Raw genomic sequence first — 19938 nt, forward strand, 5'->3', positions numbered from 1 at the left:
AATCCGCCGGCACGCGCTGGCGCACGAGCCGATCATCCCGCCTTCACCCGCGCGCGAAAGCGGTGCAGCACCGGCTCGGTATAGCCGTTTGGCTGGCGCGCACCCTCGAACACCAGCGCCCGCGCCGCCTGGAAGGCGAGGCTTTCGCCGTCCGGCCCGGCCTCTAGCCCGATCAGCGGCCGGTAGGCAGGGTCGCCGGCATTTTGCGCATCCACCTTGGCCGCCATCCGTCGCAGCGCACCTTCGGCCTCGTCGGCGGTGGCGACGCCGTGCAGCAGCCAATTGGCCATGTGCTGCGAACTGATCCGTAGCGTCGCGCGATCCTCCATCAGCCCGATGTCGTGGATATCGGGCACCTTGGAACAGCCCACCCCCTGGTCCACCCAGCGCACCACATAGCCGAGAATGCCTTGCGCGTTGTTGTCGAGCTCCGCGGCAATCTCGTCCGGCTGCCAGTTGCGCCCACCCGCCACCGGCGGCGTCAGCAGCGCGTCGAGCCCGGCGACCGGCTCGGCGGCGCGCGCCTGCTGCCGCGCCGCGACGTCGACGCCGTGATAATGCATCGCGTGCAGCGTCGCCGCGGTGGGGGAGGGCACCCAGGCGGTGGTCGCGCCGCTCAGCGGGTGGGCGATCTTTTCCGCCAGCATCGCCGCCATCCGGTCGGGCGCCGCCCACATCCCCTTGCCGATCTGCGCGCGGCCGGCGAGCCCGCAGGCGAGGCCGATCTGGACGTTGCGATCCTCATAGGCGCGGATCCACGCCGCCGCCTTCATCTCGCTTTTGCGCACCATCGGCCCCGCCGCCATCGCACTGTGGATCTCGTCGCCGGTGCGATCGAGAAAGCCGGTGTTGATGAAGACGATGCGGTGGCGCACCGCGTTGATGCAGGCGGCGAGATTGACCGAGGTCCGCCGCTCCTCGTCCATCACCCCCACCTTGATCGAATGGCGGGCAAGGCCGAGCAGATCCTCCACCGCGTCGAACAGCGCATTGGTGAACGCCGCTTCCGCCGGCCCGTGCATCTTCGGCTTGACGATGTAGATTGATCCGGTGCGGCTGTTCGCCAGCGGGCCGCGGTGCTGGAGGTCGTGGAGCCCGATCAGGCTGGTGACGATCGCATCGAGGATCCCCTCGGGCGCCTCGCCGCCATCGGGGAGCAGCACCGCCGGCGTCGTCATCAGATGGCCGACGTTGCGCACGAACAACAAGCTGCGCCCCGGCAGCACGATGTCTTCGCCGGAAAGGCCGACATAAGGGCGATCCTCGGCCAACCGCCGGGTCATGGTGCGGCCCGCCTTGGCGAACGTCTCCTCGAGCGTGCCGGTCATCAGCCCCAGCCAATTGCCATAGGCAGCGACCTTGTCGGCGGCGTCCACCGCGGCGACCGAATCCTCGAAGTCGACGATGGTGGTCAGCGCCGATTCGAGCAGCACGTCGGCAACCCCCGCCGGATCGTCGCGCCCGATCGGATGGCGGTCGTCCACCACCAGCTCGATGTGGAGGCCACGATGGCGGAACAGCCAGTTCGCGCCGCGCCGCCCGATCAGCTGCGCATCGTCCATGATCAGCGCCGGTATCTCCTCCGCGGCGACCAGGTCCGCCCAGTCGATCGCGAGCGGCACCGCCTCGTCGAGAAATGCCTTGGCCCGCGCCACCACCGCGGCGCCGCGCGCCCCGTCGTAGCCGCCACCCACCGGCGGCGCGCCGAGCGCGTCGGTGCCGTACAGCGCGTCATACAGGCTGCCCCAGCGCGCATTGGCGGCATTGAGCAGGAAGCGCGCGTTGAGCACCGGCACCACCAGCTGCGGGCCCGCTAGGCTTGCCACCTCGTCGTCCACCCCGCGCGGGTCGATCGCGAACGGCGCCGGCTCGTCGACCAGATAGCCGATCTCGCGCAGGAACGCCTGATAGGCTTTCTGATCGACCGGCTGCCCGGCATGGGCGCCATGCCATTGGTCGAGCGCCGCCTGCAGCCGGTCGCGGGTGTCGAGCAGCGCCTGATTCTCGGGCGCGAACGCCGTGAAAATCGCCGCCGCCCCTTCCCAGAATGTCTCGGGCGCGATCCCCGTGCCCGGCAGCGCCTGCCCCTCGATGAACGCGGCCAGTTCCTCGGCCACCTGCAATCCTGCTCGCTCGATCATCCCGGTCCTCGTTCGTGGGTGGGTGTGGAGGAACTATAGCATGCCCGCGAGGAGTCGACCCGTCTCCAACCGTCCGGCCGCAGCACCACGAGCCAGGGCTCTGGCTAGCGGTCACCCGGCGATCGGTGGTGACATCAGCCACAAAATCGTCATCCCAGCGAAAGCTGGGGTCTCCCGCGGCTACTTCCCCGGCGAGACCCCAGCTTCCGCTGGGATGACGGTCGATCTCGTTACCGCAAACCCCTTGCCTCGCTCCCCCGAGCGGCGCAGAGCCGCCCGAAAAATAGGAGAGCATGCCATGCGCATCATCGACCATCACATCGTGGGTGGCGGCGCCGGATCGAACGTTGGCGGTGGCGCCAGCCGCACCGGTGACGTGTTCGATCCCAACACCGGCCAGGTCCAGGCCACCGTCACCCTCGGCACCAAGGCCGATCTCGATCGTGCGGTCGCCGCCGCGCAGGCCGCGCAGCCTGGCTGGGCCGCGACCAACCCGCAGCGCCGCGCCCGCGTCATGTTCCGCTTCAAGGAACTGGTCGAGGCCAGCATGGACGATCTCGCCCACCTGCTCTCGTCGGAGCATGGCAAGGTAATCGCCGATTCCAAGGGCGACATCCAGCGCGGGCTCGAGGTGATCGAATTCGCCTGCGGCATCCCGCACATCCTCAAGGGCGATTATACCCATGGCGCCGGCCCCGGGATCGACGTCTATTCGATGCGCCTGCCGATCGGTATCGGCGCCGGCATCACCCCGTTCAACTTCCCCGGGATGATCCCGATGTGGATGTTCGGCGTCGCCATCGCCTGCGGCAACGCCTTCATCCTCAAGCCGTCCGAGCGCGATCCGTCGCTGCCGGTGCGCCTCGCCGAGCTGATGCTCGAGGCCGGCGCGCCCGAGGGCATCCTCCAGGTCGTCCATGGCGACAAGGAGATGGTCGATGCGATCCTCGATCATCCCGCGATCGGTGCGGTCAGCTTCGTCGGCTCGTCCGACATCGCCCATTATGTTTACCGCCGCGGCGTCGAGGCCGGCAAGCGTGTCCAGGCGATGGGCGGCGCCAAGAACCATGGCGTGGTCATGCCCGATGCCGATCTCGACCAGGTCGTCGCCGATCTCGCCGGCGCCGCCTTTGGCTCGGCCGGCGAGCGCTGCATGGCGCTGCCGGTGGTGGTGCCGGTCGGCTACAAGACCGCCGACGCGCTCCGCGAGAAGCTGATCCCCGCGATCGACGCGTTGCGCGTCGGCGTCTCGACCGATGCCGAGGCGCATTACGGCCCGGTGGTCAACGCCGCGCATCGCCAGCGCATCGAGCAATGGATCCAGACCGGGGTCGACGAGGGCGCCGAGCTGGTGGTCGACGGCCGCGGCTTCGCGCTCCAGGGCCATGAACAGGGCTTCTTCATCGGCCCGTCGCTGTTCGACCATGTCACCCCGCAGATGAGCGCCTACCAGGAAGAGATCTTCGGCCCGGTGCTGCAGATCGTCCGCGCGCCCGATTTCGAGACGGCGCTGCGCCTGCCGAGCGATCACCAATACGGTAACGGCGTCGCGATCTTCACCCGCAACGGCCATGCCGCGCGCGAGTTCGCGGCGCGGGTCAACGTCGGCATGGTCGGGATCAACGTGCCGATCCCGGTGCCGGTCGCCTATCACAGCTTCGGCGGCTGGAAGCGCTCGGCGTTCGGCGACACCAACCAGCATGGCCTCGAGGGCGTCAAGTTCTGGACCAAGGTCAAGACGGTCACCCAGCGCTGGCCCGACGGCTCGGCGCTCCCCGGTGGCAGCGAGGACGGCGGACCCTCGCGCGTCCAGGATGCGTTCGTCATCCCGACGATGGGCTGACCGGCCCGCAACGGATGAGGACTTCCATGCGCACCCACCTGACCGCGACCCTGCCGATCGCCACCGCCCTGCTGCTCGCCGCCTGTGGCGGTGGTGGCGCTGCGGGGGGCAATGGCTCGTCGCAGTCCGAGCCCGCGGCGGCACAGGCCCAGTCGCAGCCCGACGATCTGATGGAGGACCAGCAGAATACGCTGGTGCCGGTCGCGGCGCCGTCGCCGAGCCCGGTGGCCGGCATCCCTGCGGGCTTCCAGGGCCGCTGGGGCCTCACCGACAGTGATTGCGAACCCGGCCGCGCCGACGCCAAGGGGCTGATGACGATCGCCGGCGACAAGCTCTCCTTCTACGAATCTCGCGGCACCGCGACCGCGATCAAGGCGGTCGCCGCCACCACGCTCACCTTTACCCTGCCGGTCAGCGGCGAGGGCCAGACCTGGAACGAGGCGACCACGCTCACCCTGCTCGACGAGGGCAAGACGCTCCAGCGCCAGGTCGCCAAACCGGCTGGATCCTTCCGCTACTCGCGCTGCCCCAGCTGAGGACCATCATGCAATTCGACCTCACCGACGATCAGCGCGAGATCCAGGAGCTCGCGCGCCGCTTCACCGCCGATCGGATCACCCCCCACGCCGGCGAATGGGACGAGAAGCACATCTTCCCGCGGCCGACGATCAAGGCCGCCGCCGATCTCGGTTTCGCCGCGATCTACGTCTCCGAGGAGTCGGGCGGCATCGCGCTCGGCAGGCTCGAGGCGGCGCTGATCATGGAGGCGATGGCCTATGGCTGCCCGTCGACCTCCGCCTTTATCTCGATCCACAACATGGCGAGCTGGATGATCGACCGGTTCGGCTCGGCGAGCGTTAAGGCCAAATACCTGCCCGATCTCGTCACCATGGATCGCCTCGCGAGCTATTGCCTGACCGAGCCGGGCTCGGGCTCGGACGCTGCCGCGCTCAAGACCCGCGCGGTGCGCGACGGCGACGACTATATCGTCACCGGCACCAAGCAGTTCATCTCGGGCGCCGGCGAGAATGAGGTCTATGTCGCCATGGTCCGCACCGGCCCAGATACGCCAGAGGGGCAGGGGCCGAAGGGCATCTCCGCGCTGGTGATCGAGAAGGGCATGCCCGGCGTCAGCTTCGGCGCGCAGGAGAAGAAGCTCGGCTGGCATTCGCAGCCGACCGCGCAGGTCATCTTCGACAACGTCCGCGTGCCCGCCGAGAATCTGGTCGGCGCCGAGGGCGAGGGCTTCCGCATCGCGATGATGGGGCTCGACGGCGGCCGGCTCAACATCGGCGCCTGCAGCCTCGGCGGCGCGCAGCGCTGCCTCGACGAGGCGATCCGCTACACCAAGGATCGCCAGCAGTTCGGCAAGCCGATCGCCGATTTCCAGAACACCCAATTCACCCTCGCCGACATGGCGACCGAGCTCGAGGCCGCGCGCGCTCTGCTCTATATCGCCGCCGCCAAGGTCACCGCCGGCGCGCCCGACCGGACCCGCTTCGCTGCCATGGCCAAGCGCCTCGCCACCGACACCGGCTCGGCCGTGGTCGATCGCGCGCTGCAGTTGCACGGTGGCTACGGCTATCTGCAGGATTATCCGATCGAGCGCTTCTGGCGCGACCTGCGCGTCCATTCGATCCTCGAGGGCACCAACCAGGTAATGCGGATGATCGTCGGCCGCGACCTCACCCGCCAGTAATCAGGAGAGACTTATGGCACGCGTCGCCTTTATCGGCCTCGGCAACATGGGTGGCGGCATGGCCGCCAACCTTGCCGCCAAGGGCCATGACGTTCGCGCCTTCGACCTCAGCGAGCCCGCGCTCGCCAAGGCTGAGGCGGCCGGTTGCCTCCGCGCGGCCAGCGCCGCCGCGGCGATCGAGGGCGCCGAGGCGATCGTCACCATGCTCCCCGCCGGCAGCCATGTCGCGGGCGTCTATGCCGACGCGATCTTCGCCGGCGCGGCGCCCTCGGCGGTGCTGATCGATTGCTCGACGATCGACGTCGCCACCGCCCGCGCGCTCGGCGAAGAGGCCGCGACGCGGGGCTTTGCCGCGGTCGATGCGCCGGTCTCGGGCGGGATCGCCGCCGCCCAGGCGGGCACGCTCACCTTCATGGTCGGCGGCAGCGCCGCAGGCTTCGAGCGCGCGCGCCCGTTTCTCGACGCCATGGGCAAGGCGGTGATCCACGCCGGCGCGAGCGGTGCCGGTCAGGCCGCCAAGATGTGCAACAACATGATCCTCGGCGCGACCATGATCGCCACCTGCGAGGCGTTCGCGCTCGCCGACAAGCTCGGGCTCGACGCGCAGCGCTTCTACGACATCGCCTCGGTGAGCTCGGGCCAGAGCTGGTCGATGACCACTTACTGCCCGGTCCCCGGCGTCGGCCCGGAGACGCCCGCCGACCGCGACTACCAGGGCGGGTTCGCCGCGGCGCTGATGCTCAAGGACCTGCGCCTCGCGAAGGAGGCCGCCGCGCAGGCCGGCGCCACCGTGGCGCTGTCCAGCGAGGCGACCGAACTTTACGAGCGCTTCGTCGCCGCGGGGCAGGGGAGCACCGACTTCTCCGGCATCATCCGCACGCTCTAGCTGCCCCCGTCATCCCAGCGAACGCTGGGATCTCGCGCCGCGAGGGAAACCCTCCGGGAGACCCCAGCTTCCGCTGGGGTGACGGCATCGCCCGCAGGGTCCGCGACCTTTACTGCGCCGCGCCGGTCAGCTGATCGCCATTGGCATTGGCGGTCTCGGTGCTCGAATCATAGGGCACCGGCGGCGACCAGCCCTCGCCGGCGGGAAGATCGGTCACCTCCACCATGCTGCCGACGCTGGTCACCGCGAACAGCTTCTTGGCGAACGCGGTCGGCACCCGGATGCAGCCGTGGCTCGCGGGGAAACCGGGGTTGTTGCCGGCATGGATGGCAACGCCATCCCAGGTCAGCCGCTGCATGAACGGCATCGGCGCGGAATCGTACAGGTTGCTCTTGTGGCTCTCCTCCTTCTGGAGGATCGGGAACACGCCCACCGGCGTCTCCTTGCCATCCTTGCCGGTGGAGACGGTCGACGCCGCGATCAGCTTCTCGCCGCGATAGACATAGGCCTTCTGGTCGGCGATCGAGATCACCACGCTGACCGGCTGCATCGAGGCGCCATCGGCCCAGACGAACTTGTTGGGGCCGAGCGTGGCGGCCTCGCCCGCCAGCGCGACTCCGGAGTCGCCGCCGCCGCTGCCGGCCGCCGTCGCCGCGAGCACGCTCGCCGGCGCGATGATGAAAAGCGCCGCGCCGCAAGCGGCAAGCAATTTCTTCATCTTTTCAGTTCCTTCGTAACCCAGAAGACTCGCCGGCCCAACGCACCGCGGCCGGGTTGGTGCCATCGCCCAAGTCGGCCAGGCGGAGGCCGCAATGCGGCCAATGGAGGGACCGCTGCGGCAACCTGCGGATAAGGTTGCGGAAATTTAAGGTAGAAAATGCTATATAAAGTCTCGCGGGAAACGACCGGGGCTTAGATTAACTCGATGATGAACGAGCGTGATGTGGCGCGTGATCGGCGCGCGATTGTGAAGAACGGCCTGCTGCTGGCAGGCGTGTTGGCCGTGCCGGGCACCGTGTCTGCCGCCGCACGCAAGTTGACGCAGCGTGATCTGAGGCCGATCGGCGAACCGCCGGTGCCGGCACCCCGCGCGATCGCCGTCGCGGCGCGTCCGATCACCTCGCCCAAGGTCGTCCGCCCCGATCTGATGCGCCAGGCGATGGCCGCGCTCGATCGCCACGCCGGCAGCATCACCCGTCGTGACCGGATCGCGATCGCCGACATGTCGGCGCCGTCGGGCCAGGCGCGCTTCCACCTCGTTGATCTCGCCAACGGCAAGAGCCAGTCGTTCCTGGTCGCGCATGGCAGCGGCTCGGATCCGTCGCACACCGGCTATCTGCAGCGCTTCTCCAACGCCGAGAATTCCAACGCCAGCTGCGAAGGCGCGTTCGTCACCGCCGATTACTATGTCGGCAAGCACGGTCGCTCGCAGCGCCTGATCGGCCTCGACCGCACCAACGACAACGCCCTCGCCCGCGCCATCGTCGTCCACTCGGCCTGGTACGCCAACGCCGATATGATCAAGTCGCACGGGATGCTCGGCCGTAGCCAGGGCTGCTTCGCGGTCGGCGAAGGCGAGCTCGACAAGGTGTTCGCGCTGCTCGGCCCGGGCCGGATGATCTACTCCGCCAAGGTGTGACGCCGCTGGGCCCGTCATCCCAGAGGATGCCGTAACAATGTGCCCCAGCTGTATCGCTCCCCGCCAAAGACCCCAGCTTTCGCTGGGGTGACGGATTGGGGGGCGGACCGTCATCCCAGCGCAAGCTGGGATCTCGTGCCGCGGGCGTGTCGTTCGCCCGCCACGCACCCAACCCAGCATTGCTACGGGATTGGCATCCGCCAACGCCGTCCATAGCCTCCCCCGCATGGCACCGGCCGGCTGGACCTACATCATGGCGAGCAAGCCGCGCGGCATGCTCTACACCGGCGTCACGGCCCATCTCGCCGCGCGGATCGACCAGCACCGCCGCGACAGAGGCTCGGCCTTCTGCCGTCGCTACGGCATCAAGACGCTGGTGCTCGCCGAACCGCACGCGACAATCGCCGATGCGATCCACCGCGAGAAGATGCTCAAGGCCTGGCAACGCGCCTGGAAGATCGCGCTGATCGAGGCGAGCAATCCCCGGTGGCGGGATTTGTACGACCAGATCGCGTGATGCAACGTCATGCTCCCTCGTGAAAGACCCCGGCGTTCACTGAGGTGACGGGTGGGGGCACTCCGTCATCCCAGCGAAAGCTGGGATCTCGCGCCGCAGCGTCTCGCTTTCCGCCAAGCACCAGCCCCCGGGCGGGCGTCCTCACCCCCGCCAGCGCCGCACCGCGCCGACCGCGCCGCTCCACAGCAAGGTCTCGATCCCCGCATAACCCAGCCCCAGATGCGCTGGCCGCGCCGCGAGCACGTCGGCGACGCTTATTGTGCCCGAGCGTAGGCCGGCGCGGCCGATCGCGCGCCAGCGGCGGGCGGTTTCCCAGCGGATCAGCCTGAGGCTTTCGGCATCGGGCCGCTCGGCCGCGACGAACGCCGCCTGCAGCGTCGTGATCGCCGCGCCCAGGCGGATCAGCGTCGCGCGGTCGGGCACCGGCTCGCGCGCCATATTGTGCCGCACCATCAGCCGCGCCGCCGCGTCGCTACCGTCGCCCAGCACGGGCCGATAGCGATCGGCGAGCACCTGCGTCGCGCTCGTCTCCATGCTGTCGACGAAGCGCTTGGAGATGCCGCCGGCGTGCTGGCGGTAGAGCAGCAGCGGCGCGTCGAGCCGGGCGACCGCGCCGAACGTCGCGATGCGATGGTAGAGATCGAAATCCTCGGCATAGAGAACCTCCGGCCGGGTGAACGGCGTCAACGCTCGCGCCGCGCTGCCGCGCACCGTCACGGTCGACCACACCAACGGGTTCTCGATCCACAATAGCCAGGCGATCAGCGCCGGCGTGCTGTGCGGCGCATGCGCCATCGCCGAGACGCGCCCGGCGGCGAGCTGCTCGGCCTGGGTGCCGAGCAGCACCACATCGGGATGCGCCTCGAGATAGGCGACCTGCCGCGCCAGCCGCTCGGGCCGGCACAGATCGTCCTGGTCGAGCCCCGCGATATAGCGACCGCGCGCCGCGGCGACACCGCGGTTACGCGCCTTTACCGGGCCGCCATTCTCCGGCTGTTCGAGCAGCCGCACCCGCGGGTCCGGCCAGGCGCGCACCAGCGCGCGCGTGTCGTCGCTCGAGCCATCGTCGATCACGATCGCCTCGAAATCGGTGAGGGTCTGCCGGCCCAGGCTGTCCAGCGTCTCGCCGATCAGCCCGGCCCCATTGTACGCCGGGATGACGACGCTGACGATCGGATCGGTCATGCCGCGGCGCGGGCCTCCCGCGCGAGCAACTGGTCGACGATCATCTGGCCGACGTCATTCTGCCACAGCCACAGCCCGTTGGCCTGGCCGGTGAAGCTCGCCTCGCCGCCGAGCGGCCCCCACGGCACGAACCCCGCCGACAGGCCGATGCCATAGGCACCGGGCACGGGCCGGTCCTGCGCGTCGAGCAGCCGGCAATGCTTGTCCACCATCGGCCGCCCCGCTTCCCAGGCGAGCGCCAGCGGCGTGCCGTCGCTCGCGAACAGCGGCAACGACAGCGGCCGATAGCCGAGCGCGCCGATCACCAGATCGGCCCGCTCGATCAGCGCGCGTGCCGCGAGATCGTCGTCGCGATCGATCCGGTGGGTCGCCACCCGCGGATCAGGCGTGCGCCCGCCGAGCGACAGCATCCGCAGCACCAGCTCGCGCGATTCGAGCCGCAACCCGGCCAGGCGCAGCACGAAGCCGCTCACCGGACAAATGTCGTCGTCGTCGAAATCGTGAAAGCCGTCGGCATGCGCGGCTTCGCGGGTCGGGTAGAAGGGCTTCAACGGCTGGCGATGGAGCAGCGTCACCGCCCCGGCACCGAACGCGAACGCCGGGTTCGCCTTGAGCAGCAGCACCGCCGCGGCGATCGCGCTGGTCGAGGCGCCGATGATCGCCACCCGCGGTGCCGGCCGTGCCGCCAGCCGATCGCGGACTGCCTCGATGCCACCGAGGCGCAGCAGCGTGTCCGATCCGATCAGCCGGTCGCCGGCAAGATCACCCAGCCGGGCGCCCGCCACGGTCTTGTCGGCGATATCCGCGAGCGGCTGGTGGCCGCCGGTCGCGACCACGATCGTGTCGGACAGGAGCACGCGGCTGCCGCCATCGGGCGTCCGCAGCGTCGTCCGCCAGCGGCCGTCCGGGGTGCGCTGCGCGCCGGTCGCCTCATGCCCGGTCAGCACCGCGCCGCCCTGGTCGGTGACGATCCCCGCCAGCCGGTCGGCGGTCGCGTCGAGCAGCGGCGCCGCCTCGGTCAGCGGCGCGCCGAGCGCGCCGATATAGCGTGCCATCCGTTGCCCCGCCGGGTGATGCTCGAGCGCCGCCAGCGCCGGATCGGGATGGTTCTTGACCGCGCTGAGGAAGGTCTCGGCGGTGGTGTCGGAGGTGATCGCATAGCCGCCGATCCGGCCGGCGCCGAGCCGCGGCCCGCGCTCGACGATCGCCAGCCCGGCGCGGGCGAGCGGCGCGAGCTTGCCCTGCCTGCTCGCCGCGGTCAGCATCGCGGTGCCCGCCGGGCCGCCGCCGATCACCACCGTGCCATGGTCGCTCGTCGTCATCCTGTCTCCCACCCGCTGCGCCTGCGCATCGGCGACCCGCTCGATCGCCGCCACCAGCCGGCCGGCGATCACGCCGGCGTCGGCAGGGGTCATCGCGTCGGTGATCGGCAGCGACAGCATCCGCGCGCCGATCGCATCGGCCACCGGGGTTGGCTCGATCTGCGCGGTGGTGCGCAGATAGGGCTGCTCGCCGAGATGCGGGCTGAAATATTGGCCGCTGCCGATCCCCTCGGCCGCCAGCGTTGCCGCGATCGCGGCGCGGTGCGGCGCCAGGGCAGGGGGCAGCAGCATCGGCATGAACTGCGTCGCCTGCCGCCGCCCGGTCGAGCGCTGCAACCCGAAGCCGTCGAGCGCGGCGCGATAGGCGGTGTCGATGGCGGCACGGTGGTCGCATACCGCATCGATCTCGCCGAGCTTGGCGCGCGCCATCAGCGCGATCACCTCGGGCAATTTGGCGTTGATCCCGGGCAGGGTGGCGGTGCGCCCGGCCTCGAAGCCGAAGTTGATCATGCTGCGCAGCTGATCCACCAGCCGCGCGTCGCCGCTGTAGACCAGCCCGCCCTCGGCAACCGCGAAGGTCTTGGTGGCATGCATCGAATAGACGATCGCGAACGGCGCGCCGGTGCCGAAGCCGCGGCCGGCGTCGTCGATGGTGCCGAGCGACGCCGCGGCGTCGATCACCACGCCGACGTCATGGTGCCGCGCCAACCAGGCATAGCGCTCGAGGTCGATCGCGGTGCCGAAGGTCGCATAGGGCACGATCACGCCGATCCGCGCGCCATGGCGGCGCAGCAGCGCCTCTTCCTGCTTCGGGTCGGCGGTCCAGCCATCGGGCTCGACGTCGCACACCAGCGGGGTGAGCCCCACCCAGTCGGCGGCCTGCGCGGTGGCGGCAAAGGTCAGTGCCGGCATCAGCGCCAGCGTTCCGGGCTTGGGCCGCATGCCCGCCGCCTGGCGGATCGCGACCATCAGCCCCAGCGTCGCGTTGCACACCGCGAGGCTCGCGCCCTCGCCGCCGAACATCGTCGCGGTGATCTCCGCCTCGAACGCGCGCACCTCTGGACCGTTGTTGCTGAACACGCCCGAGGCCTCGACACGCCGCAGCCCGTCGACATGCTCGCTCAGTCGCGGCGGCCGGGGGGCAATCAGCGGGTATCTCATCGGGCGGGCGTCCTGTAGCGGTCGCCCCTTTCCTAGGAAGGTGCCCCTAAGAAGCCGTTACCCGTGATTTACCACTCTTTTGCGAATCGTGTTTGCCCGCCGTTCCAGCAACATAGCGTCACACTATTGACTGCCGAGGCAATGGTTGCCAAAGCAACGACATGGGTTTCTACTCCGAATCGTCCACGCCTGAATTCTGCCAGGATAATTCGATCGGCTATCTGTCGCGTCGCGTGTTCCAGCTCGCCCAGGTCAATCTCGAGGCGGTGTTCGCGCCGGAGGGGATCAGCTATCTGCAATGGTCGGCGCTGTCGTCGATCGGCACCGGTCAGGGCAACACCTGCGCCGAGCTCGCCCGCGACATTGTCTATGACAAGGGCGCGACGACGCGGCTGGTCGATGCGCTGGAGGCGAACGGCTGGGTGACGCGCCATCGCGACGCCGACGATCGCCGCATCGTCAACCTGGCGTTGACGCCCGCCGGCACCGCGATCGCCCAGCGCTGCCGCAGCCGCGTCATCCAGCTTTGGAACGGCTGGCTAAGTGACTGGGAAGAAACAGAAGTTAATCAGCTGATCCGCCTCCTCCAGCGCCTCCGCGGCACCCTTCAGCAGGCCGCAACCGATAGGTCATTTGCGTGAACTTAGCCAAGTTATCCCCCGCGCTGCTGCTCGCCGGCTGCGCCATCCCGCACACCCAGCCGGCGGTCGCGCCGGTCGCCCCGTCGAGCCTCGGCCTTGCCGCCGAGGCCGCGCCGACGATCGGCGAGCGCTGGTGGGCAGGCTTCGCCGATCCGCAGCTCGATCGCATCGTCGACGAGGCCACCGCGGGCAACCCGACGCTGGCGGCGGCGCTCGCGCGCATCGCCCAAGCCCAGGCGGTGCTCTCCAGCCGCCGGGCGGACAACGGCCCGGACGTGGCGCTCGACGCCAACGAGCAATATGCCCGGCTGTCGGGCCGCTACACCATCCCGCCGCCTTATGCGGGAACCACCCGGTTCGTCGGCCAGGGGCTGGTCAACCTCAACTGGAACCTCGATCTGTTCGGCCGCCAGAAGGCGGCGATCGAGGGCGCGCGCGCCTCCACCCGCGCCGCCGCGCTCGATCTCGCCGCGGCGCGGCTCGCCATCGCCGGCTCGGTGGTGCAGACCTATATCGATCTCGCCCGCGCCGAAAATGAGGCCGCGCTCGCCCGCCAGTCGATCGCCACCCGCGAGAATTCGCTGCGCCTCACCAACATCCAGATCCGCAACAAGCTCGCGAGCAACCTCCAGGCCGCCGCCGCGCAGACCTTGCTCGCACAGGCGCAGGGCGAGTTGGTCCGCGCCACCGGTGCCCGCGCGATCGCCGCCAACGCGCTCGCCGCGCTGGCCGGCCGCGGTACCGATTATGCCGCCGCGCTCGCGCCCACCGCGATGCGGCTCGATGCCGCGTTGCCGCTGCCGGCACAGGTTCCCGCCGATCTGCTCGCCCGCCGGCCGGACATCGCCGCCGCGCAGGCGCGGATCGATGCCGCGGTTGCCGGCCGCCGCGTCGCCCGCCAGGCCTTCTATCCTAACATCAACCTCGCCGCGATGGGCGGCTTCCAGGCGCTGGGGATCGGCAATCTGTTCAGCCTCGATGCCGGCACGGTCGGCGCAGGCCCGGCGATCCACCTGCCGCTGTTCGACAATGGCCGGCTCAAGGCCGATTATGCCGGCGCCACCGCGGCGCTCGATCTCGCCACCGCCGATTACAACGACCGCGTGATCGGCGCGGTGCGCGAGGCGGCCGACGCGATCGCCCAGGTGTCGAACCTCGCCGCCCAGCGTGACCGCAACGCCGCCGTCGTCCGCGGCTTCGCCGAGACCAACCGATTGAACGCGATCCGCATCTCCAGCGGGCTCGAGAGCCGGCTCGACGTGGTCGACAACGACATCCGCCTGCTCGACGCCCAGCTCGCCCAGACCAACCTCGCCGCCGACGCGGCCCGCCAGCGCGTCGCGCTGGTGCTGGCGCTCGGCGGCGGCTTCACTCCCCAGGAACCCCGCTGATGACCGACAATCGCGCTCCCGATCAGGCCTCGGACAACCAGCCCGCGGCCGAGCCAGCACCGCCGCCACCGCCGCCGCCCCCACCGCCGGCCAAGGGCAATGCCAAGGGCCGCAAGCGCTGGCTGCTGGTGCTCGGCGTCATCGTCGCCATCGGCCTGATCGTCTGGGCGGTGTTCCACTTCCTGCTCGCCAAGCCAGAGGAGGAGACCGACGACGCCTATGTCGCCGGTGACGTCATCGCCATCACCGCGCGCGATCCGGGGCAGATCACCGCGATTCATGCCGATAATACCCAGACGGTGAAGGCCGGGCAGCCGCTGCTCGACCTCGACGCCGCCACCGCCGACGTCAACCTCGCCGCCGCCGAGGCCGATCTCGCCAAGGCGGTGCGCGCCACCCGCGCCGATTTCTCGCAGGTCAATGCGAGCGGCGCCTCGGTGGTCCAGGCGCGCGCCTCGCTCAGCGCCGCGGTCGCGGACTATGGCCGCCGCCAGGGCGCCGCGGCGCAGGGCGCGATCTCGGGCGAGGAACTCGCCCATGCCGCCGATGCGGTGAAGGTCGCCCGCGCCAACCTCAATCTCGCGATCAGCCAGCAGGCGCAGTCGCGCTCCGCGGTGCAGGGCACCAGCACCTCGAACAACCCCGCGGTGCTCGCCGCGATCGCCGCCTACCGCCGCGCCGCGATCGTGCGCAGCCACATGCACATCGCCGCGCCGATCGATGGCGTCGTCGCCCAGCGCACCGTGCAGATCGGCCAGCAGGTCGCGCCGGGCACGCCGCTGATGGCGGTGGTGCCGCTCAACCGGGTGTGGATCGACGCCAACTTCCGCGAGACCCAGCTCAAGGACCTGCGCATCGGCCAGCCCGCCACCGTCACCTCGGACACCTATGGCGGCGACGTCGTCTATCACGGCAAGGTGATCGGCGTCGGCGCCGGATCGGGCAATGCCTTCGCGCTGCTGCCGCCGCAGAATGCCAGCGGGAATTGGATCAAGATCGTTCAGCGCGTGCCGGTGCGCATCGCGCTCGACGTCCGCGAACTGCAGCGCAGCCCGCTGCGGGTCGGTCTGTCGGTCGATGTCACGGTGGACACCGCCAATGTGTCCGGCGCGCTGCTCGGCGAGCCCGCGACCCAGGCCTATCAGGGCCGCGCCACCGACGGCAACGATCCTGCCGTCGAAGCCAAAATCCGCCAGATCATCGCGGCCAACCGGTGATGAGCCTGGCCATGTCACCCTGCCTCTCCCAGGCGGAGAGGGGCGAGCCAGCGCAGCCGGCGCAGCGCGCGGGTGACGCCTGATGGCCTCCGCTCCTCCCATGCAGGCCCCGCTCACCGGCGGCAAGCTTGGCCTGGTCGCCTTCGCGCTCGCGCTCGGCACCTTCATGATGGTGCTCGACACCACCATCGCCAACGTCTCGCTGACCACCATCGCCGGCAATCTCGGCGTCTCCAGCGACAACAGCACTTGGATCATCACCGCCTTCGCGGTGGCGAACGGAGTCGCGGTGCCGCTCACCGGCTGGCTGATGGGCCGGTTCGGCGTGGTCCGCACTTTCTGCACCGCGGTGGCGCTGTTCACGCTCGCCTCCTTCCTGTGCGGCATCGCCTGGAGCCTGCAATCGCTGATCTTCTTCCGCATTCTCCAGGGTGCGGTGTCTGGCCCGATGATGCCCGGCAGCCAGGCGCTGCTGATCTCGGTGTTCCCGCCCGACAAGCGCTCCACCGCACTTGGCGTCTGGTCGATGACGACGCTGGTCGGCCCGGTGATGGGCCCGATCCTCGGTGGCTACATCTCCGACAATTACCACTGGAGCTGGATCTTCCTGATCAACGTGCCGTTTGGCATTTTCACCGCTTTGGTGTGCTGGAACGGCCTCAAGAGCCGCGAGACGCCGACCCGCAAGCTGCCGATCGACACCGTCGGCCTCGGCCTGCTCGTCACCTGGGTCGGCGCGCTGCAGATCATGCTCGATCTCGGCAAGAATGCCGATTGGTTCAACGATCCGGCGATCTGCGTGCTCGCGGTGATCGCGGTGATCGGCTTCCTTGCCTGGGTGATCTGGGAACTGACCGACGCCAACCCCGCGGTTGATCTGTCGCTGTTCAAGAGCCGCAACTTCGCGATTGGCAACATCGCCTTCTGCCTCGGCTATGCGGTGTTCTTCGCCAACATCCTCATCCTGCCGCTCTGGCTGCAGACCCAGGTCGGCTATACCGCGACCTGGGCGGGGCTGATCGCGGCACCAAGCGGGATGGTCGCGGTGGTGCTGTCGCCGTTCGCGGCACGCCTGTCGGGCAAGGTCGACGCGCGCATCCTGGCGACGATCTCGTTCCTCGCCTTCGGCCTCTCCTATTGGATGCGCTCAGGATATACGCCGAGCGCCAGCGCCTATGATTTCATGCTGCCGCTCGCCGTCCAGGGCGTGGCGATGAGCATCTTCTTCCTGTCGATGCTGACCATCTCGCTGGACAAGATCCCGCCCCAGCAACTGCCCTCGGCGACCGGCCTGTCCAACTTCGCGCGCATCGTCGCCGGCTCGTTCGCCGCCTCGATCATCACCACGGCGTGGGACCGGCGCGAGGCGCTGCACCAGAGCCGGCTCGCCGAGACGATCGGCCAGGGCATGCCGCTGCAGATGGCGTTCCAGTCGCTGCAGAAGCTGGGCATGACTTCCACCCAGGCGGCGGGTGCGGTGACGCGGCAGATGGTCCAGCAGGCCTATCTGCTCGCTTCCACCGATCTGTTCAGGCTGTCGGCCTGGCTGTGCGTCGGGCTGACGATCATCGTCTGGTTCACCCGCCGGCCAGGAGCGATCAGCGGGCATGTGGCGGCGGATTGAGGTTGTTCGCATCGGCCAGCAAGTGAGGGCCGCCGTCCTCGGTCAAAGGCGGACGACGACCCTCACCTGTGTTACAAAACGTTACTGGCGGTATCCCGTTCCGCGCCGGCCCCGGGGGGGAAGAGGCAGGGCGCGGAACGAGAAGTCAGTCGCGCGCAGTGACAGCGGCTAGCGGGGTGGGGCGAAGCTTGTCGTTGGCGGCGATCGTCTGCGCCTTGGTCTTGCAGAAATAGACGGGCGCGTGGCTGCCGATCTTGCCGGCGGGCATATGCACCTGCTGCTTGGTGCAGCCGGCGGCGACCTTGGCGTCGCTCGGCGCGGCGAGGGCGGGGGCGGTGGTCAGCAGCGCGGCGGCGGTCAGGGCAATGCGAATCATGGGTCATCTCCTCGGGGATGGTCTTGCCCTCATCATCTAAGCACCCGTGATGTCGCACCATTGGCCCGCCCGTGACGAAGTGTGTCCTTGTCGCCGCCGCGTTGACCCCCGCCGGCGCCGCGCCTACCTCTGGGCCATGACCGCCCCTACCATCCTCCTGGTCGAGGACGATCCCGCACTCCGGACCCTCACCACCCGCGCCCTCCAGGAAAACGGCTACACCGTGCGTCCCGCCTCGGCGGCGCCGGAGATGTGGCTGGCGCTGGACGCCGGCCCCGTCGACCTGATCCTGCTCGACATCATGCTGCCCGGCACCAGCGGCATCGATCTGTGCCGCAGCCTGCGCCAGAAGAGCGACGTGCCGATCATCTTCATCAGCGCCAAGGGCAGCGAGACCGACCGGGTGGTCGGCCTCGAGCTCGGCGCCGACGATTATCTCGCCAAGCCGTTTGGCACCCGTGAGCTGATCGCCCGGGTCCGCGCGGTGCTGCGCCGCGGCAGCCTCGATCGCAGCCAGGGCGAGCGCGAGCAGGGCGTGCTCACCTTTGCCGGCTGGACGGTGACGCTGCCGCGCCGCGAGCTCAAGTCGCCGACCGGGGCGATCGTCGATCTCACCGGCGCCGAATTCGATCTGCTCGTCAGCCTCGCCGACCATGCCGGCCGGGTGATCGCGCGCGAGCGGCTGATCGAACTCTCCCGCACCCGCCTCGGCGACAGTTCGGACCGCAGCATCGACGTGCTGGTCAGCCGCCTGCGCCGCAAGCTGTCGAGCGCGGGCAACGAGGCGCCGATCATCACCGTCCGCGGCGTCGGTTACATGTTCAACACCGAGGTCACGCGCGTATGATCCGGGGCCAAAGCTCCGGGGGCCAATGATCCTGCGTGACTGATGCTGGCCAGCGCGCCTTGAAGCGGCTGGTGCGCCCCTCGATCGGCCTGATCGGCCAGATCGTCGCCATCCTGCTGCTGACGATGGTGATTGAGTTCGGCGTCAGCACGCTGCTCTACGAGCGCGCCAGCCAGTTCGCGGTGCGCGACGACGAGGCGCGCCGGCTCGCCGAGCATCTGGTGATCGCGCGCCGGCTGGTCGCCGAGCAGCCTGCCTCCAATCGCGCGCAGATGGCGGAGGATCTCACCACCGAACGCTATGCGATGCACTGGCAGCGCGCGCTGCCGCCGCCGCCGCCGATCGCGCCGGCGCTCGACAGCATGCGTCACCAGGTGGTCGAGTGGGAGCCGTCGCTCGCCGAAAGCGATATCCGGCTGCGCTTGCTGCGCCCGGGCCGTAGCTCGGTGGTGAGTGGCGGAGTGCGGCTGACCGATGGCAGCTGGCTCTATTTCCGCACTCTCGAGCCGATTCACAACCTCAACCTCGCCGCCGAGCGGATCGCGCTGGCGCTGATCCCGGCGCTGGCGCTGATGATCCTCGGCGGGCTGCTGATCCGCCACGCGTTGCGGCCGATGCGCCAGCTCGCGGTCGCCGCCGACAGTTTCGGCGACGGCGCGCACGAGCCGGTGCCCGAGGCAGGGCCCGCCGATGTCCGCCGCGTCGTCGCCGCGTTCAACCGGATGCAGGCGCGGATCCAGCGGCTGATCGCCGATCGGACGCAGGCGCTCGCCGCGGTTGGCCACGACCTGCGCACGCCGCTCGCGCGGCTGCGGCTGCGCACCGAGCGGGTCACCGACACTGAGATCCGCACCGCGATCGACCATGACATTGCCGAGATGGAGGCGATGGTCGCCTCGCTGCTCGCCTTCCTCGGCGGCGACAGCGACCCCGAGCAACCCGCGCTGACCGACGTCGCGGTGCTCGCGGCGACGCTGATCGACGGCGTCGAGGACCGCGGCCTCGAGGGCTGCTACGTCGGCCCGGATCATTGCGAGATCACCGTCCGCCCCACCGCGCTCAAGCGCGCGCTCGGCAACCTCGTCGACAATGCGCTCCATTATGCCGGCAGCGTCACGCTGGCGATCGACAGCACGCCCGCGGGTGTCACCTTTCGCGTCGAGGACGATGGCCCCGGTATTCCGGACGAGGCGCTGCGCCGCGTGCTCGATCCGTTCGTCCGCCTCGACACCGCGCGCCCGCGCGACACCGTCGGTTTCGGCCTCGGCCTGCCGATCGTCGCCCGCATCGTCGACACCGAGGGCGGCACGCTGACCCTCGCCAACCGCCGCGAAGGCGGCCTGCGCGCGGCGATGTTCCTGCCGCGCTGATCCCGGCGATCCCGGCGGCGGCAACAATTCCTAACGAACGTGCGGCGCTGCAGCAAAACGTGCCGGCTACATACCATCC

Annotated in this window: 17 protein-coding genes; 12 read left to right on the forward strand and 5 right to left on the reverse strand. The window is 69.6% G+C overall.

Going from position 1 to position 19938, the window contains the following annotated elements; translation table 11 throughout:
• Window positions 1–32: 32 nt before the first annotated feature.
• Window positions 33–2141, reverse strand: a complete 2109-nt coding sequence (locus tag OXR60_RS04525) for a malate synthase G (protein WP_267394497.1) — start codon at window positions 2139–2141, stop codon at window positions 33–35.
• Between the two features lie 298 nt (window positions 2142–2439).
• On the opposite strand from OXR60_RS04525, the gene OXR60_RS04530 reads away from it, so the two are divergent.
• From OXR60_RS04530 to mmsB, 4 genes are read left to right on the forward strand one after another with little or no spacing between them, the layout of a single operon-like run.
• Window positions 2440–3984, forward strand: a complete 1545-nt coding sequence (locus OXR60_RS04530; protein WP_267394499.1) for a CoA-acylating methylmalonate-semialdehyde dehydrogenase — start codon at window positions 2440–2442, stop codon at window positions 3982–3984.
• 26 nt (window positions 3985–4010) lie between these two features.
• Window positions 4011–4520: a hypothetical protein gene (locus OXR60_RS04535; protein WP_267394501.1), complete on the forward strand. Its 510-nt coding sequence runs from the start codon at window positions 4011–4013 to the stop codon at window positions 4518–4520.
• Between the two features lie 8 nt (window positions 4521–4528).
• Complete coding sequence (locus tag OXR60_RS04540) at window positions 4529–5683, forward strand: acyl-CoA dehydrogenase family protein (protein WP_267394503.1); 1155 nt, start codon at window positions 4529–4531, stop codon at window positions 5681–5683.
• A gap of 13 nt (window positions 5684–5696) precedes the next feature.
• Window positions 5697–6569 carry a 3-hydroxyisobutyrate dehydrogenase gene (mmsB, locus tag OXR60_RS04545; RefSeq protein ID WP_267394505.1) on the forward strand — a complete coding sequence of 291 codons (873 nt, stop codon included), beginning with the start codon at window positions 5697–5699 and terminating at the stop codon, window positions 6567–6569.
• Window positions 6570–6678: 109 nt separating this feature from the next.
• Here the strand turns inward: mmsB and OXR60_RS04550 are convergent, their stop codons facing one another.
• Entirely contained in the window at window positions 6679–7287 is a 609-nt protein-coding gene (locus OXR60_RS04550) for a L,D-transpeptidase family protein (protein ID WP_267394507.1), read from the reverse strand.
• A gap of 207 nt (window positions 7288–7494) precedes the next feature.
• Here OXR60_RS04550 and OXR60_RS04555 point away from each other — a divergent pair, with 207 nt between their 5' ends.
• The gene (locus OXR60_RS04555; protein ID WP_267394509.1) at window positions 7495–8208 is read left to right on the forward strand and encodes a murein L,D-transpeptidase catalytic domain family protein; all 714 of its coding nucleotides are present in this window, start codon (window positions 7495–7497) and stop codon (window positions 8206–8208) included.
• Between the two features lie 226 nt (window positions 8209–8434).
• Complete coding sequence (locus tag OXR60_RS04560) at window positions 8435–8725, forward strand: GIY-YIG nuclease family protein (protein WP_267394511.1); 291 nt, start codon at window positions 8435–8437, stop codon at window positions 8723–8725.
• A gap of 141 nt (window positions 8726–8866) precedes the next feature.
• Here the strand turns inward: OXR60_RS04560 and OXR60_RS04565 are convergent, their stop codons facing one another.
• Window positions 8867–9910 carry a glycosyltransferase family A protein gene (locus tag OXR60_RS04565; RefSeq protein ID WP_267394513.1) on the reverse strand — a complete coding sequence of 348 codons (1044 nt, stop codon included), beginning with the start codon at window positions 9908–9910 and terminating at the stop codon, window positions 8867–8869.
• On the reverse strand, window positions 9907–12393 hold the full coding sequence (locus OXR60_RS04570; RefSeq protein ID WP_267394514.1) for a DegT/DnrJ/EryC1/StrS family aminotransferase: 2487 nt from the start codon (window positions 12391–12393) through the stop codon (window positions 9907–9909). The genes OXR60_RS04565 and OXR60_RS04570 overlap by 4 nt, the downstream gene beginning before the upstream one ends.
• Window positions 12394–12554: 161 nt before the next feature.
• Here OXR60_RS04570 and OXR60_RS04575 point away from each other — a divergent pair, with 161 nt between their 5' ends.
• From OXR60_RS04575 to OXR60_RS04590, 4 genes are all read left to right on the forward strand, one after another.
• Complete coding sequence (locus OXR60_RS04575; protein WP_267394516.1) at window positions 12555–13034, forward strand: MarR family winged helix-turn-helix transcriptional regulator; 480 nt, start codon at window positions 12555–12557, stop codon at window positions 13032–13034.
• Complete coding sequence (locus OXR60_RS04580; protein WP_267394518.1) at window positions 13031–14425, forward strand: efflux transporter outer membrane subunit; 1395 nt, start codon at window positions 13031–13033, stop codon at window positions 14423–14425. Before OXR60_RS04575 ends, OXR60_RS04580 begins: the two co-directional genes overlap by 4 nt.
• Window positions 14425–15642: an efflux RND transporter periplasmic adaptor subunit gene (locus tag OXR60_RS04585; RefSeq protein ID WP_267394519.1), complete on the forward strand. Its 1218-nt coding sequence runs from the start codon at window positions 14425–14427 to the stop codon at window positions 15640–15642. Before OXR60_RS04580 ends, OXR60_RS04585 begins: the two co-directional genes overlap by 1 nt.
• Window positions 15643–15742: 100 nt before the next feature.
• Entirely contained in the window at window positions 15743–17266 is a 1524-nt protein-coding gene (locus tag OXR60_RS04590) for a DHA2 family efflux MFS transporter permease subunit (protein WP_267394521.1), read from the forward strand.
• Window positions 17267–17411: 145 nt separating this feature from the next.
• Here OXR60_RS04590 and OXR60_RS04595 read toward each other — a convergent pair whose 3' ends face one another.
• Window positions 17412–17642, reverse strand: coding sequence for a hypothetical protein (locus tag OXR60_RS04595; protein WP_267394522.1), 231 nt, complete (start codon window positions 17640–17642; stop codon window positions 17412–17414).
• A gap of 136 nt (window positions 17643–17778) precedes the next feature.
• On the opposite strand from OXR60_RS04595, the gene OXR60_RS04600 reads away from it, so the two are divergent.
• The gene (locus OXR60_RS04600; RefSeq protein ID WP_267394524.1) at window positions 17779–18489 is read left to right on the forward strand and encodes a response regulator transcription factor; all 711 of its coding nucleotides are present in this window, start codon (window positions 17779–17781) and stop codon (window positions 18487–18489) included.
• Window positions 18490–18548: 59 nt separating this feature from the next.
• Window positions 18549–19859, forward strand: a complete 1311-nt coding sequence (locus tag OXR60_RS04605; RefSeq protein WP_267394692.1) for an ATP-binding protein — start codon at window positions 18549–18551, stop codon at window positions 19857–19859.
• The last annotated feature ends 79 nt before the right edge of the window (window positions 19860–19938 follow it).

This window comes from Sphingomonas sp. GC_Shp_5 (genome assembly GCF_026540855.1).
Taxonomy (GTDB): Bacteria; Pseudomonadota; Alphaproteobacteria; order Sphingomonadales; family Sphingomonadaceae; genus Sphingomonas.

What these genes read in the sequence shown, in the direction of transcription:
- OXR60_RS04525 (WP_267394497.1), bottom strand. Translation starts at nt 2,141, where the DNA reads ATGATCGAGCGAGCAGGATTGCAGGTGGCCGAGGAACTGGCCGCGTTC.
- OXR60_RS04530 (WP_267394499.1), top strand. Translation starts at nt 2,440, where the DNA reads ATGCGCATCATCGACCATCACATCGTGGGTGGCGGCGCCGGATCGAAC.
- OXR60_RS04535 (WP_267394501.1), top strand. Translation starts at nt 4,011, where the DNA reads ATGCGCACCCACCTGACCGCGACCCTGCCGATCGCCACCGCCCTGCTG.
- OXR60_RS04540 (WP_267394503.1), top strand. Translation starts at nt 4,529, where the DNA reads ATGCAATTCGACCTCACCGACGATCAGCGCGAGATCCAGGAGCTCGCG.
- mmsB (WP_267394505.1), top strand. Translation starts at nt 5,697, where the DNA reads ATGGCACGCGTCGCCTTTATCGGCCTCGGCAACATGGGTGGCGGCATG.
- OXR60_RS04550 (WP_267394507.1), bottom strand. Translation starts at nt 7,287, where the DNA reads ATGAAGAAATTGCTTGCCGCTTGCGGCGCGGCGCTTTTCATCATCGCG.
- OXR60_RS04555 (WP_267394509.1), top strand. Translation starts at nt 7,495, where the DNA reads ATGATGAACGAGCGTGATGTGGCGCGTGATCGGCGCGCGATTGTGAAG.
- OXR60_RS04560 (WP_267394511.1), top strand. Translation starts at nt 8,435, where the DNA reads ATGGCACCGGCCGGCTGGACCTACATCATGGCGAGCAAGCCGCGCGGC.
- OXR60_RS04565 (WP_267394513.1), bottom strand. Translation starts at nt 9,910, where the DNA reads ATGACCGATCCGATCGTCAGCGTCGTCATCCCGGCGTACAATGGGGCC.
- OXR60_RS04570 (WP_267394514.1), bottom strand. Translation starts at nt 12,393, where the DNA reads ATGAGATACCCGCTGATTGCCCCCCGGCCGCCGCGACTGAGCGAGCAT.
- OXR60_RS04575 (WP_267394516.1), top strand. Translation starts at nt 12,555, where the DNA reads ATGGGTTTCTACTCCGAATCGTCCACGCCTGAATTCTGCCAGGATAAT.
- OXR60_RS04585 (WP_267394519.1), top strand. Translation starts at nt 14,425, where the DNA reads ATGACCGACAATCGCGCTCCCGATCAGGCCTCGGACAACCAGCCCGCG.
- OXR60_RS04590 (WP_267394521.1), top strand. Translation starts at nt 15,743, where the DNA reads ATGCAGGCCCCGCTCACCGGCGGCAAGCTTGGCCTGGTCGCCTTCGCG.
- OXR60_RS04595 (WP_267394522.1), bottom strand. Translation starts at nt 17,642, where the DNA reads ATGATTCGCATTGCCCTGACCGCCGCCGCGCTGCTGACCACCGCCCCC.
- OXR60_RS04600 (WP_267394524.1), top strand. Translation starts at nt 17,779, where the DNA reads ATGACCGCCCCTACCATCCTCCTGGTCGAGGACGATCCCGCACTCCGG.